Origin of the sequence: Streptomyces sp. NPDC059866 (genome assembly GCF_042731325.1) — a bacterium.
Classification (GTDB): Bacteria; Actinomycetota; Actinomycetes; order Streptomycetales; family Streptomycetaceae; genus Streptomyces; species Streptomyces flavusporus.
Genome location: NZ_JBHWJT010000010.1, coordinates 13,751 through 27,160 on the forward strand (window position 1 = coordinate 13,751; position 13,410 = coordinate 27,160).

Genomic DNA, 13,410 nt, shown 5'->3' on the forward strand with positions numbered 1-13,410 from the left:
GAAGTGCCGAATCATCGAACCGTCCGTACCCTGGCCCATCCTGCCCCGCAAGGCCACGGCTCACGGCGCAATCCGTACGAGCGTCCGTACCGAGAGCGCCCGTACCGGAGACTGTCCGCGGACACGCAAAACCCCGACCGCAAAGGCGGCCGGGGTCTGTTCAGTATCGGATGTCGGTACTCACGAACCCGTGGGCACGGAGTCAGTCGCCTCCGTCCACAGATCCTGCTCGGCGCGATCCGCCTGGATCTGGCGGTACACGAGGAGCCCGCCGATGGCGGCCAGTGCGACCAGGAGAAGCTTCTTCACCGCGCGACCTCGTCTTTCCTTGACGTAGGGGACCTCTGGCGCCCGACTATACACACCGCCCTATATCGATCGGTGACCTGCGCCGGGCCCCAACTCCCCGGCGGTACAGCCCACTCCGCGCGGACGGTGCCGCTGCGATCTGACGGTGCTCACAGCCCCGCATTTTTCGGGCCCCTTACGACCATCCGGGTGGTGTTGATCTGAAGATCGCTGCGTCACGGGCGTCGGTCCACCACTTCCCGAGCCTCATACACATGATGAGCAAAGTACGCAAATCGCCCAACCCGAAAGTGAGGGGCCATGGCCCGGAACAAGGTCATGAAGCTGTGGAACGTCATCATCACCGCCTTCCTCGCGCTGTGCACGGCGCTCGGACTCGCCACGACGACCGCCGGCGCGGCGGTACCGCAGACCGAGGCTTCGCGCAACAGCACCGCACGACCCAACACGGCGCCGACGATGTCCCGCTGGGCCCGGCCCCACGCCACGGCCCTGCCCCCCACGATGAAACAGCGCATCCAGGCCGAGGCACACGGCAAGGCCCCGACCTGCCGCCACCGCCCGCTCACCGAGACGGACCCGGACCAGACCGGCGCTGATCCGGAGGCCGGCGACTGCGGCTCCCGAACGGCGGCCCCGGACGATCCCGTCACGCTCCCTCTCTCATCGGTCCCCTTCACCTGAGTTCCTCCGGATTCCGTCAACCCTGTCGTCACGGCGAACCTGCGTACACCGCCCTCATGACGAGGCCCGGCCACTGGCTCAGTGGCCGGGCCTTCACGCGTTCCGCGCCCGCCTCGGGCGGATCCACCGGTCAGGCACCCGGCAGCCTTAGCGCCAGCCCGTCGAGGACGACCTCCAGGCCGTACGAGAACTTGGCGTCGCGCAGGGCGACGGGATCGGTGGTGGCGGCGACGGCGTCGTCCTGCGCGGCCGCCAAGTGGTCGTGGCCGGCGGCGGCCTGCTGCGCGGCGGGCATCAGGCGGGCGATGAGGTCGGCCTCGGTGGTGCCGGAGCGGGCGACGGTGATGAGCCAGGCAGCCTCGGTGGTGCTCATGCCGATGACGTACGACAGCACGGTGTCGATCGCCCGGTGCGGTTCCGGGAAGCGCGCGGCCGTGAACAGGGCGGCGAGACGCTCGGAGAACGACATCAGGTTGGGGCCGAGGTAGGCGAGGCCTGCCTGGCCCAGGACCGAGGACAGCCAGGGGTGGCGCAGGGCGGTCGTACGGAAGGAGTGCGCGGCCTCGGTGACGGCTGCGCGCCAGTCGGGGCTGTCGGCGGGCGGTACGTGGATCTCGGCGGCGACCTCGTCCACGGCCAGCTCCATCAGCTCGTCCTTGGTCGCGACGTGCCGGTAGAGGGAGGTCGCGCCGGCGTTCAGGCGGGCGCCGAGCTTGCGCATGCTCAGCGCGTCGATGCCTTCGGCGTCGAGCACGGCAACAGCCGCGCGGACGATCGCGTCCCGGCTGAGGGCGGGCTGGTCGGGCTCGCGCTGCTGCCGGGCCCAGACGGACGGGATCGGGTCTTCGGAGCGGCCTCACTGGGGGCGACCTTCTGCTCCAGCCCCGGGGAGATGATCGCCATACGGATCGCGATGGGCGTCGGCGGAGCGCTGATCATGCCCTCCACCCTGGCGATCCTCATCACGGTTTTCGACGAGGAGGAGCGCGGCAAGGCGATGGCGGCGTGGGGTTCGGTGTCGATGCTGGGCCTGGTCGGCAGCCCGGTGCTCGGCGGCGTACTGATCGACCACTTCTCCTGGCACTCGATCTTCCTCATCAACGTCCCGGTCGTCGCTCTCGCCGTCGTCGCCGGTCTCACCCTCATGCCGGAGTCCAGGGCGCCGTGGCAGAAGCCCGACCCGCTGGGCGCGGTGCTGTCCGCCGTCGGTATGACCGCACTGGTCTGGTGGATCATCGAGATTCCGCAGCACGGCGCCTTCGAGGGCCGCTCGGCGGTCACCCTGGCCGTCGCGGTCGTTGCCCTGCTCGGCTTCGTGGTCTGGGAGAACGTCACCCCCGCTCCGATGGTCCCGCTGGTCCTCTTCAAGCACCGCAACTTCAGCGGCGGTTCGCTCTCCCTGGCGTTGGTCCAGATCGGCAACGGCGGTCTGCTGTTCGTCCTGACCCAGTACCTGCAGTTCGTGCTCGGCTACTCGCCGGTCAAGGCGGGCGTGGCCTTCCTGCCGATGGCGGTCGCGGCCCTGCTCGGCAACGGCTCCGGCGTCAAGCTCGCCGAGAAGATCGGCAACCGCTACGTGATCCTGTCCGGCATGCTCGTGATGGCTGCCTCGTTCGGCCTCCTCACCACGGTCTCGGCCGACTCCGGCTTCACGGTCCCGGCGGTGGCCCTCGCCCTGCTGGGCCTCGGCGCCGGTCTTGCGATGCCCGCCGCGGTCGCCGCGCTGATGGGCACCGTCCCGGCCGACAAGGCGGGCGTCGGCTCGGCCCTCAACGACACCATCCAGCAGGCCGGCACCGCCCTCGGCATCGCCATCCTCGGCTCCCTCCTCACCAGCGGCTATGCCGCCGAGATGCCGGCCGACGCCCCCGAGCAGGCCAGGCAGTCCATCACCGGCGCCCTGGCCACCACCGACAGCGCCCTGATCGGCACCGCCCGCGAGGCCTTCACCGCCTCGATGACCACCACCTTCACACTCAGCGCGATCGGCGTCCTGGCCGCCGCCGTCCTGGCCACGCTGGTGATGCGCGACCGCAAGCCGCAGCAGCCGACGGAGGCCACCGCCCCGCAGGAACCCCAGCTGGTCGCCTGACCCTCGTCGGCCAAGAGCGGGCGCTTCCCCTTCAGGCGCCCGCTCTTCGCGTCGCCGAGCGCGGGCGCATCACGGACGGCCCTGTGACGACCGGCCACAACACGGAGAGGGCGCCTCCCACCTGGGGAGACGCCCTCTGCCTTCGTTCTGCATCTGTGGGGCTAACAGGATTTGAACCTGTGGCCTCATCCTTATCAGGGATGCGCTCTAACCAACTGAGCTATAGCCCCGCCGCGCTGTGCGGTGTGTGTCCCGCGCGCTGACTCCTGAAGATTAGCGCACGACCGGGGCAGTCCCAAAATCGATAATCGGTGGAGGTTTGAAGCGGCCCGTCAGCGAACCGGCTCGTCCGGCCTCACTCGTCCTCTGCCAGTGTCAGCTCCACGCCGCCGACGAAACCCGCGGAGAGGTTGTAGATGAACGCGCCGAGTGTCGCGAGGGCCGTCGCCAGGACGACGTCGATGACCGCGATGATCGTGGCGAACAGCAGGACGTTGGGCAGCGACAGGAACGCCTGCAGGTCGAAGCCGTTGGACTCGTTCGAGCCGGTCGCCTCGGAGATCGTGCCGCCGACGGTCGAGAACACGCCCATCGCGTCCATGACCATCCACAGCACGGCGGACGCGACGATCGTGCAGATGCCCAGCGCGATGGAGAGCAGGAAGCTGACCTTCATCACGGACCAGGGGTCGGCCTTGGCCACCCGCAGCCGCGCTTTGCGGACCCGGGGTGTGGTGCGTGCGCCGGTGCGCGGGCGTCGTACCGCGCCGGCGGGAGCGGACGTCTGGTACGCCTGCGGCGGGTGGTAGGGCCCGGTGGGTTGCTGAGGCTGGCGCTCCCCGGGGAGCGGGGACGCCGCCTGTTGCGCCTCGGCCGACTGGGCCGACGGCTGGGCGCCCGGAGCGGCCGGGCCCGCTCCAGCCGCGTACTGCTGGGTCTGCGGGCCTCGGGTGTCCGTCACAGTTCCCCCCTGGGATCCATGAGTGTCAGGCGAGTGCGAGTCGGTCGCGTGGGGTTTGATCGCCTGCAGGTTGGTCGTGTGGGAGTCCGTCACAGGCGCGGCGGAGCCACGACCGCCGCTGTCCGTTTCCGTACCGGTCGAGGTACCGGCAGGGATACCGGCAGATCCGGCGCCCGTGGCTCCGCTCACGCTGACTCACTCCTCGTGCTACTCGGCCGAGGGCGCCTCACCCTCGTCCGTGCCGGTGGTCGCGGCACCTTCGACGGTCTCGTCGACGGCAATGACGCCGTCAACCTCCTCCGCCTCACGTCCCGCCTCGGCGTTACGTGCGATACCGACCACGGCATCGCGCTTGCCCAGATTGATCAGTTGGACGCCCATGGTGTCACGGCCCGTCTCCCTGACCTCGTTGACTCGCGTGCGAATCACACCGCCGGACAGCGTGATGGCGAGGATCTCGTCGGTCTCCTCGACCACCAGCGCGCCGACGAGCGATCCACGGTCCTCGACGATCTTGGCGGCCTTGATGCCGAGGCCGCCGCGACCCTGGACGCGGTACTCGTCGACAGCGGTCCGCTTCGCGTACCCGCCGTCGGTGGCAGTGAACACGAACGTACCGGGTCGAACAACATTCATCGAGAGCAGTTCGTCTCCCGCACGGAAACTCATGCCCTTGACGCCCGAGGTCGCGCGGCCCATGGGGCGCAGCGACTCGTCCGTCGCGGTGAACCTGATCGACTGCGCCTTCTTGCTGATCAGCAGCAGATCGTCGTCGGGCGACACGAGTTCGGCTCCGATCAGTTCGTCGTCGGAACCGTCCTCCCTTTCACGGAGATTGATCGCGATCACGCCGCCGGAGCGAGGCGAATCGTAATCCTTCAGCGGCGTCTTCTTGACCAGACCGGCCTTCGTGGCCAGGACCAGATACGGCGCCGCCTCGTAGTCACGGATCGCGAGGATCTCGGCGATCGCCTCGTCCGGCTGGAAAGCCAGCAGGTTGGCGACATGCTGGCCGCGCGCGTCCCGGCCGGCGTCCGGCAGCTCGTAGGCCTTGGCCCGGTACACCCGGCCCTTGTTGGTGAAGAACAGCAGCCAGTGGTGGGTCGTCGAGACGAAGAAGTGGTCGACGATGTCGTCTTCCTTCAGCTTCGTACCGCGTACGCCCTTGCCGCCGCGCTTCTGCGCCCGGTAGTCGTCCGTCTTGGTCCGCTTGACGTAACCGCCGCGCGTGACCGTGACGACGATGTCCTCCTCGGCGATGAGGTCCTCGATGGACATGTCACCGTCGTAGGGGATCAGCTGGGTCTTGCGGTCGTCGCCGTACTTCTCGACGATCGCGGCGAGTTCCTCGCTGACGATGCCGCGCTGGCGGATCGGCGAGGCGAGGATCTCGTTGTACTCGTTGATCTTCGCCTGGAGCTCGTCGTGCTCCTGGACGATCTTCTGGCGCTCCAGGGCGGCCAGTCGGCGCAGCTGCATCTCGAGGATGGCGTTGGCCTGGATCTCGTCGATCTCCAGGAGCTCCATCAGGCCGGTACGCGCGATCTCGACCGTGTCACTGGCCCGGATCAGCGCAATGACCTCGTCGATGGCGTCCAGCGCCTTCAGCAGACCGCGCAGGATGTGCGCCCGCTCCTCGGCCTTGCGCAGCCTGAAGCGCGTACGGCGGACGATGACCTCGATCTGGTGCGTCACCCAGTGGCGGATGAACGCGTCCAGGGACAGCGTGCGCGGCACACCGTCGACCAGCGCCAGCATGTTGGCGCCGAAGTTCGTCTGCAGGTCGGTGTGCTTGTAGAGGTTGTTCAGTACGACCTTGGCGACCGCGTCCCGCTTCAGGACGATGACAAGGCGCTGGCCCGTGCGGGAGCTCGTCTCGTCACGGACGTCCGCGATGCCGCCGATCTTGCCGTCCTTCACCAGGTCGGCGATCTTCTGCGCGAGGTTGTCGGGGTTGACCTGATACGGCAGCTCCGTGACCACCAGGCACTGGCGGCCCTGGATCTCCTCGACCTCGACGACCGCGCGCATGGTGATCGAGCCGCGGCCGGTGCGGTAGGCCTCCTCGATGCCCTTACGGCCCACCACAAGGGCACCGGTCGGGAAATCGGGGCCCTTGATGCGCTCGATGAGCGCGTCCAGCAGCTCCTCGTGGCTGGCCTCCGGGTGCTCCAGGTACCACTGGGCGCCGGCCGCGACCTCGCGCAGGTTGTGCGGCGGGATGTTGGTGGCCATGCCGACCGCGATACCGGCGGAGCCGTTGATCAGCAGGTTCGGGAAGCGGGCGGGCAGGACGGTCGGCTCCTGGGAGCGGCCGTCGTAGTTGTCCGTGAAGTCGACGGTCTCCTCGTCGATGTCGCGGACCATCTCCATCGACAGCGGCGCCATCTTGCACTCGGTGTAGCGCATGGCCGCCGCCGGGTCGTTGCCCGGGGAGCCGAAGTTGCCGTTGGAGTCGACGAGCGGCATGCGCATCGCCCACGGCTGGGCCAGGCGGACCAGCGCGTCGTAGATGGAGCTGTCGCCGTGCGGGTGGTAGTTGCCCATGACGTCGCCCACGACACGCGCGCACTTGTAGAAGCCGCGCTCGGGGCGGTAGCCGCCGTCGTACATCGCGTACAGGACGCGGCGGTGGACGGGCTTGAGGCCGTCCCGGACGTCCGGCAGCGCGCGGGAGACGATGACGGACATCGCGTAGTCGAGGTAGGAGCGCTGCATCTCCGTCTCGAGCCCGACGGGCTCGACACGGAGGGCCGGGCCCTCTTCTTCAGGCGTGACGGGGGTGTTCTCGTCGGCCATAGCTGGTGAAGATCCTTCCTGGTGCGGTCAGCTGAGACCGACTCAGATGTCGAGGAAGCGGACGTCCTTGGCGTTGCGCTGGATGAACTGGCGGCGCGCCTCGACGTCCTCGCCCATCAGGACCGAGAACAGCTCGTCGGCCTGGGCGGCGTCGTCCAGGGTGACCTGGCCGAGGACGCGGTGCTCCTGGTCCATCGTGGTGATGCGCAGCTCCTCGGCGTTCATCTCGCCGAGACCCTTGAAGCGCTGGATCGAGTCCTCCCTGATCCGCTTGCCACGCTGGCGGCCCATCTCCAGCAGCGCGTCGCGCTCGCGGTCGGAGTACGCGTACTCGATGTCCTCCCGGCCCCACTTGATCTTGTAGAGCGGGGGACGGGACAGGAACACATGGCCCGCCTCGACCAGCGGCCGCATGAAGCGGAACAGGAAGGTCAGCAGCAGGGTGTTGATGTGCTGGCCGTCGACGTCGGCGTCCGCCATGAGGATGATCTTGTGGTAACGGAGCTTCTCGATGTCGAAGTCCTCGTGGACCCCGGTGCCGAAGGCGGAGATCAACGCCTGGATCTCCTGGTTCTGCAGGATCTTGTCGATCCGCGCCTTCTCGACGTTGAGGATCTTGCCTCGGATCGGGAGGATCGCCTGGTACTCGGGGTTGCGGCCGGACTTGGCCGAGCCGCCGGCGGAGTCACCCTCGACGATGAAGATCTCGCACTTGGTGGGGTCGTTCGACTGGCAGTCGGACAGCTTGCCCGGCAGCGACGCGCTCTCCAGCAGCCCCTTGCGGCGGGTCAGGTCACGGGCCTTGCGGGCCGCCACGCGCGCGGTGGCCGCCTGGATGCCCTTGCGGACGATGTCCGCGCCCTCGTTCGGGTTGCGGTCCAGCCAGTCGTTGAGGTGCTCGTAGACCACCTTCTGGACGAAGGTCTTCGCCTCCGTGTTGCCCAGCTTGGTCTTGGTCTGGCCCTCGAACTGGGGCTCGCTCAGCTTGACCGAGATGATCGCCGTCAGACCTTCGCGGATGTCGTCACCCGTGAGGTTGTCGTCCTTCTCCCGCAGCAGCTTCTTGTCGCGCGCGTACTTGTTGATGAGCGAGGTCAGCGCGGCGCGGAAGCCCTCTTCGTGGGTACCGCCCTCGTGAGTGTGGATGATGTTGGCGAACGAGTACACGCCCTCGGTGTAGCCGTTGTTCCACTGCATCGCGACCTCGACGGACAGGTTCTTCTCCTTGTCCTCCGCCTCGAGGTCGATGACAGACGGGTGCACCACATCTCCCTTGCGGGAGTTGAGGTACGTCACGAAGTCGACGATGCCGCCCTCGTAGTGGTAGGCGACCGTCTTGGGCTCGGCCTTCTCGTCCGCGCCCGCCTCGTCCGCACCGGCCGTGGCCTTGGCCGACTCGCGCTCATCAGTGAGTTTGATCGTCAAACCCTTGTTGAGGAACGCCATCTCCTGGAAGCGCCGCGAGAGCGTCTCGAAGGAGTAGTCGGTGGTCTCGAAGATGTCCGGGTCGGCCCAGAAGGTCACCGACGTGCCGGTCTCCTCCGTGGCCTCGTGCTGGGCGAGCGGGGCGGTCGGGACGCCCATCTTGTAGTCCTGCGTCCAGCGGTGGCCGTCGGTCTTGATCTCGACGGAGACCTTGGTGGACAGGGCGTTCACGACCGAGACGCCGACACCGTGCAGCCCGCCGGAGACCGCGTAGCCGCCGCCGCCGAACTTGCCGCCCGCGTGCAGCACGGTCAGCACGACCTCGACGGCCGGCTTGTTCTCCGAGGGGACGATGCCCACCGGGATGCCACGGCCGTTGTCGACGACCCTGACCCCGCCGTCGGCGAGGATCGTGACGTCGATGGTGTCCGCGTGCCCGGCCAGCGCCTCGTCGACGGAGTTGTCGACGACCTCCTGCACAAGGTGGTGCAGTCCGCGCTCACCGGTCGAGCCGATGTACATACCGGGTCGCTTGCGAACCGCGTCCAGACCCTCGAGGACGGTGATGGCGCTGGCGTCGTACGAAGCTGTGACCTCGCCGTTCAAGGCGATGGCCGCGGCGTTCACGTCGGCGTCGGTGGACGGGATGTTCTCGTTGGGGTTGCCGGAATCGGCCACGAAGCGCCCTTTCTGGCACAGCACGAGCCGGGCTCGTCGGCGGGTTGCCGGAGCGGCTGCGGCATGTTGCGTTGGTAAGCCTTGATCAGCGTTGCTCAGCTTTTCCCGGACGTCCCCACGACTGGGGCGGGATTGTCCTTCAGTCTACCGGTAGCGCCGACAGTGATGGGGGTTTGCGGGCACCTGAGTCCTCATGTGGCGCCCTGAACCATCCTCGGCCGGGTCCCGATATGCGGATGGGGGCTCCAAGAGGCTCACAGAGGCACTCAGCGCTTCCGGATGTCAACCCTTTGCTACTCCGGGGGCAGACCGATATTCGCAACTGTGTCCGGTCATGCGGCAGTAGGCGTCCCGCGGTCACACCGACGCCCGTTCGACAACACCGACGTGATGTCGGTCACTCCCGACAGAACCGGTCGGCCGGATCACCCGTAGGTGTCGCCGGAGCCCGTGCTGCCGGGCGCACGCAAGGGGCCGTAGCGGCGGGCGGGGCCGCCGGGCCCGTACACCTTGATCTGCTTCACCGCGCCGTGACCGAGGTCCTCGTTGAGGCGGGCGACCAGCGTGGGCGCGAGCAGCCGCAGGTTCGTCGCCCAGGCCGTGGAGTCGCAGCGCACGACCAGCACCCGCTCGTCCTCGTCGTACTTCTCCGGAACGCAGTGCTTGGCCACGTCCTCGCCGACGATCTGCGGCCAGCGGCCCATCACACCGCCCACCGCGGCCGGGGCCTCCCAGCCCCGCTCGCTGATCAGCCGGTTGATCGCCGCGCCGAGCGCCATCGGGTCGCGGCCGTCGGCGCGCGCCCCGGAGCGCAGGCCGCCACGCCGCGCCTGCTTCTTCTGCTGCGCCGCATCCCCACGCGCGCGTGCCTGCTCCTTCGCCGCCCGCAGCGCGACCCGCGCGAGGTCGACGCCGGAAGGGGTCCCCTTGGGTGCCGGTTCATCGGTGCTCATACGCGCTCCACCGTCCCGTCCGACACCGTGTACCGCGCCCCCGCCAGCACATGCGGTACGTCGTCGTCGACCGCTGCCGTCACCAGCACCTGCTCGCCGGGCGCGACCAGCTCGGCCAGGCGCTCGCGCCGACGGGTGTCCAGCTCCGCGAAGACGTCGTCGAGGATCAGCACAGGCTCGTTGCCCTCGGCGCGCAGCAGGTCGTACGACGCGAGGCGCAGCGCCAGCGCGTAGGACCAGGACTCCCCATGGGAGGCGTATCCCTTGGCAGGCAGCTCACCGAGTTTGAGAATCACATCGTCCCGATGGGGCCCTACGAGGGTGACGCCCCGCTCGATCTCCTGCTTCCGGGCCTCGGCCAGCGCGGCAATCAGCTGCTCGAAAAGGGCCTCGCGGGTGTGCGCGTCGCCTGGAGACGACGCCTTGTACTCCAGGGCGACCGGGCCGCCGCCGGGGGCCAGCTGCTCGTACGCCTTGTCGGCGAGCGGCTGAAGCGCGGCGATCAGGTCGAGGCGCTGGGCGAGCAGCTCGGCACCGGCGCGCGCGAGATGCTGATCCCATACGTCGAGGGTGGACAGGTCCATCGAGCGGCCCCCGTGCCGGCGGGCCAGCGCGGCCGACTTCAGCAGCGTGTTCCGCTGCCTGAGGACACGCTCGTAGTCGGAGCGCACGCCGGCCATACGCGGCGAACGGGCGGTGATCAGCTCGTCGAGGAAGCGGCGCCGCTCCCCCGGGTCGCCCTTCACCAGGGCGAGGTCCTCGGGCGCGAACATCACGGTGCGCACGATGCCCAGCACATCACGGGGCCTGACCTGCGAGGACCTGTTGATGCGGGCGCGGTTGGCCTTGCCGGGGTTCAGCTCCAGCTCCACCAGCTGCTGCCGGTCGCCCTGGCGGACCTGCGCGCGGATGATCGCGCGGTCGGCACCCATGCGGACGAGGGGGGCGTCGGAGGCGACCCGGTGGCTGCCGAGAGTGGCGAGGTAGCCGACGGCCTCGACGAGATTCGTCTTGCCCTGCCCATTGGGCCCGACGAAGGCGGTGACGCCCGGGTCGAGCGGGACCTCGACCCGGGCATACGAGCGGAAGTCGGCCAGCGACAGATGCGTGACGTGCATGGTGGTGCGCCGACCTCCCCCGGTGTCCTGTGTTACTCGCTACTTCTTCTCGACCGCGTGGCCGCCGAACTGGTTCCGCAGCGCCGCGATCATCTTCATCTGCGGAGAGTCCTCCTGGCGCGACGCGAACCGCGCGAAGAGGGAAGCCGTGATCGCGGGCAGCGGCACGGCGTTGTCGATCGCGGCCTCCACAGTCCAGCGGCCCTCGCCGGAGTCCTGTGCATAACCCTTGAGCTGCTCCAGGTGTTCGTCCTCGTCGAGGGCGTTGACCGCAAGGTCGAGCAGCCAGGAGCGGATGACAGTGCCCTCCTGCCAGGACCGGAAGACCTCCCGGACGTCGGTCACGGAGTCGACCTTCTCCAGCAGCTCCCAGCCCTCGGCGTAGGCCTGCATCATCGCGTACTCGATGCCGTTGTGGACCATCTTCGCGAAGTGGCCCGCGCCGACCTTGCCGGCGTGCACAGAGCCGGAGTCGCCCTTGGGCTTGAGCGCGTCGAAGATCGGCTGCACCTTGGCGACGTTCTCCGCGTCGCCGCCGTACATCAGCGCGTAGCCGTTCTCCAGGCCCCAGACGCCGCCGGAGACGCCGCAGTCGACGAAGCCTATGCCCTTGGCGGCCAGCTCCTCGGCGTGCTTCTCGTCGTCCGTCCAGCGCGAGTTCCCGCCGTCCACGACGACGTCACCAGGCTCCAGCAGCTCGGCGAGTTCGTCGATGGTCGACTGGGTGGGTGCACCGGCCGGGACCATCACCCACACGACCCGCGGGCCCTGCAGCTTGCCCACAAGCTCTTCGAGGCTGTGGACATCCGCGAGGTCCGGGTTGCGGTCGTATCCGACGACGGTGTGGCCCGCGCGGCGGATCCGCTCGCGCATGTTGCCGCCCATCTTGCCGAGGCCGACGAGACCGAGCTCCATCAGTTGTGTTCCTTAGGTTGCTGTGGCGTGTGAGGCACTTTCGTACCCGCGTCCGAGCCTAAACCCGGACGGTCACGCACACCTGTGGGCATACGCGCTCATACGTAGCCCCTCACCTGCGGCTTCGAGGGATCGACGGGCACGGTTGTCCACTCGGACCGCACAGCCTGTGGACAACCGTCGGCAGCGTCAGCCGCTCAGGCGCACCGGCATGATCAGGTACTTGTAGGCCTCGTCCGCCTCGGCATCCAGCGCCGGCTTGCCGCTGAGCAGCGCGGGCTTCGTGGACGTCGTGAACGACAGCTGGGCCACCGGGGAGTCGATGGCGCTCAGTCCGTCCAGCAGGAACGTCGGGTTGAAGGCGATCGAGATGTCATCGCCCTCCAGTTGGGCGTCCACCCGTTCCACAGCCTGTGCGTCGTCGCTGGAGCCGGCCTCCAGGATGAGCACGCCCTGCTCGAAGCTGAGCCGCACCGGAGTGTTCCGCTCGGCAACCAGGGCCACACGCTTGACGGCTTCCACGAAGGGCGCGGTCTCGATCACGGCGACGGAGTTGAACTCGGTCGGGAACAGCGTGCGGTACTTCGGGAGGTCGCCCTCCAGGAGGCGGGTCGTCGTACGGCGACCGGCGCCCTCGAAGCCGATCAGACCCTCGCCCGCGCCCGAGCCGGACAGCGCCAGGATCACAGTGTCGCCGCTGGTCAGCGCCTTGGCCGTGTCCAGGAGCGTCTTGGCGGGCACCAGGGCGACCGCAGAGGCGTCCGGGTTCTCCGGCTTCCAGAGGAACTCGCGGACCGCGAAGCGGTAGCGGTCCGTCGAGGCCAGGGTGACCCGGTCGCCCTCGATCTCGATGCGCACACCGGTGAGGACGGGCAGCGTGTCGTCACGACCGGCGGCGATGGCGACCTGGGCGGCCGCGGCGGCGAAGACCTCGCCGGGGACCGTGCCCGTGGCGTTCGGCATCTGCGGCAGCGCCGGGTACTCCTCCACAGGCAGGGTGTGGAGTGTGAAGCGCGAGGAGCCGCAGACCACCGTCGCCCGTACACCGTCTGTGGAAATCTCCACCGGCCGGTTGGGGAGGGCGCGGGAGATGTCGGCGAGCAGTCGGCCCGAGACGAGGACCGTGCCCTCCTCCTCGACCTCCGCCTCCACCGACACGCGCGCGGAGACCTCGTAGTCGAAGCTGGACAGGCTCAGCTGACCGTCCTCGGCCTTCAGCAGCAGGCCGGCGAGGACAGGCGCCGGCGGACGGGCCGGGAGGCTGCGCGCTGCCCAGGCCACTGCCTCCGCGAGTACGTCGCGTTCCACCCGGATCTTCACTGTTGCCGCCTCCTGCTGTTGCCGGCGCTTCTCGCCCTGCCTGGCTTCGTCGTCTGTCTCGGTGTCGCGGGCCCCTGGGACGGGAAGGACACCGGGAACAGTCTGACGCACCGCACTGACAGTAGGTGCCTCTCGGGGTCAAGTCGTGACGAGGGG

10 protein-coding genes, 1 tRNA gene and 1 pseudogene are annotated in these 13,410 nt (G+C 68.7%); 2 read left to right on the top strand and 10 right to left on the bottom strand.

From position 1 onward, the window contains the following. Positions 1–180: 180 nt before the first annotated feature. Positions 181–309, bottom strand: coding sequence for a DLW-39 family protein (locus ACFV7R_RS17005; RefSeq protein WP_003999697.1), 129 nt, complete (start codon positions 307–309; stop codon positions 181–183). 300 nt (positions 310–609) lie between these two features. Between ACFV7R_RS17005 and ACFV7R_RS17010 the strand changes: the two genes are divergently transcribed. Continuing rightward, complete coding sequence (locus ACFV7R_RS17010; RefSeq protein WP_385264149.1) at positions 610–993, top strand: DUF6344 domain-containing protein; 384 nt, start codon at positions 610–612, stop codon at positions 991–993. Positions 994–1,123: 130 nt separating this feature from the next. Here ACFV7R_RS17010 and ACFV7R_RS17015 read toward each other — a convergent pair whose 3' ends face one another. Then, entirely contained in the window at positions 1,124–1,831 is a 708-nt protein-coding gene (locus ACFV7R_RS17015) for a TetR/AcrR family transcriptional regulator (protein ID WP_385264422.1), read from the bottom strand. Positions 1,832–1,834: 3 nt separating this feature from the next. On the opposite strand from ACFV7R_RS17015, the pseudogene ACFV7R_RS17020 reads away from it, so the two are divergent. Continuing rightward, a pseudogene (locus tag ACFV7R_RS17020) lies at positions 1,835–3,085 on the top strand (MFS transporter); the annotation flags it as partial. 156 nt (positions 3,086–3,241) lie between these two features. Here ACFV7R_RS17020 and ACFV7R_RS17025 read toward each other — a convergent pair. The 8 genes from ACFV7R_RS17025 to dnaN all read right to left on the bottom strand — a co-directional run bounded on the left by ACFV7R_RS17025 (position 3,242) and on the right by dnaN (position 13,254). Next, a tRNA-Ile gene (locus tag ACFV7R_RS17025) sits at positions 3,242–3,315 on the bottom strand. Between the two features lie 125 nt (positions 3,316–3,440). Beyond that, on the bottom strand, positions 3,441–4,235 hold the full coding sequence (locus ACFV7R_RS17030; protein ID WP_385264150.1) for a DUF3566 domain-containing protein: 795 nt from the start codon (positions 4,233–4,235) through the stop codon (positions 3,441–3,443). Positions 4,236–4,253: 18 nt separating this feature from the next. Continuing rightward, positions 4,254–6,845, bottom strand: a complete 2,592-nt coding sequence (gene gyrA, locus ACFV7R_RS17035; protein WP_385264151.1) for a DNA gyrase subunit A — start codon at positions 6,843–6,845, stop codon at positions 4,254–4,256. 42 nt (positions 6,846–6,887) lie between these two features. Continuing rightward, entirely contained in the window at positions 6,888–8,972 is a 2,085-nt protein-coding gene (gene gyrB / locus ACFV7R_RS17040) for a DNA topoisomerase (ATP-hydrolyzing) subunit B (RefSeq protein WP_385264152.1), read from the bottom strand. A gap of 401 nt (positions 8,973–9,373) precedes the next feature. Then, positions 9,374–9,901 (bottom strand): DUF721 domain-containing protein, encoded by a 528-nt coding sequence (locus ACFV7R_RS17045; protein ID WP_129798849.1) that lies wholly within the window; start codon positions 9,899–9,901, stop codon positions 9,374–9,376. After that, positions 9,898–11,019 carry a DNA replication/repair protein RecF gene (recF, locus tag ACFV7R_RS17050; protein WP_129798848.1) on the bottom strand — a complete coding sequence of 374 codons (1,122 nt, stop codon included), beginning with the start codon at positions 11,017–11,019 and terminating at the stop codon, positions 9,898–9,900. Before recF ends, ACFV7R_RS17045 begins: the two co-directional genes overlap by 4 nt. A gap of 39 nt (positions 11,020–11,058) precedes the next feature. Further along, entirely contained in the window at positions 11,059–11,934 is an 876-nt protein-coding gene (gene gnd / locus ACFV7R_RS17055; protein WP_385264155.1) for a phosphogluconate dehydrogenase (NAD(+)-dependent, decarboxylating), read from the bottom strand. 189 nt (positions 11,935–12,123) lie between these two features. Then, the gene (gene dnaN, locus ACFV7R_RS17060; protein WP_129798845.1) at positions 12,124–13,254 is read right to left on the bottom strand and encodes a DNA polymerase III subunit beta; all 1,131 of its coding nucleotides are present in this window, start codon (positions 13,252–13,254) and stop codon (positions 12,124–12,126) included. Between the last annotated feature and the right edge of the window lie 156 nt (positions 13,255–13,410).

Coding starts and splice junctions, on each gene's coding strand:
- recF (WP_129798848.1), bottom strand. CDS start 11,019: ATGCACGTCACGCATCTGTCGCTGGCCGACTTCCGCTCGTATGCCCGG.
- ACFV7R_RS17045 (WP_129798849.1), bottom strand. CDS start 9,901: ATGAGCACCGATGAACCGGCACCCAAGGGGACCCCTTCCGGCGTCGAC.
- ACFV7R_RS17010 (WP_385264149.1), top strand. CDS start 610: ATGGCCCGGAACAAGGTCATGAAGCTGTGGAACGTCATCATCACCGCC.
- gyrA (WP_385264151.1), bottom strand. CDS start 6,845: ATGGCCGACGAGAACACCCCCGTCACGCCTGAAGAAGAGGGCCCGGCC.
- gnd (WP_385264155.1), bottom strand. CDS start 11,934: ATGGAGCTCGGTCTCGTCGGCCTCGGCAAGATGGGCGGCAACATGCGC.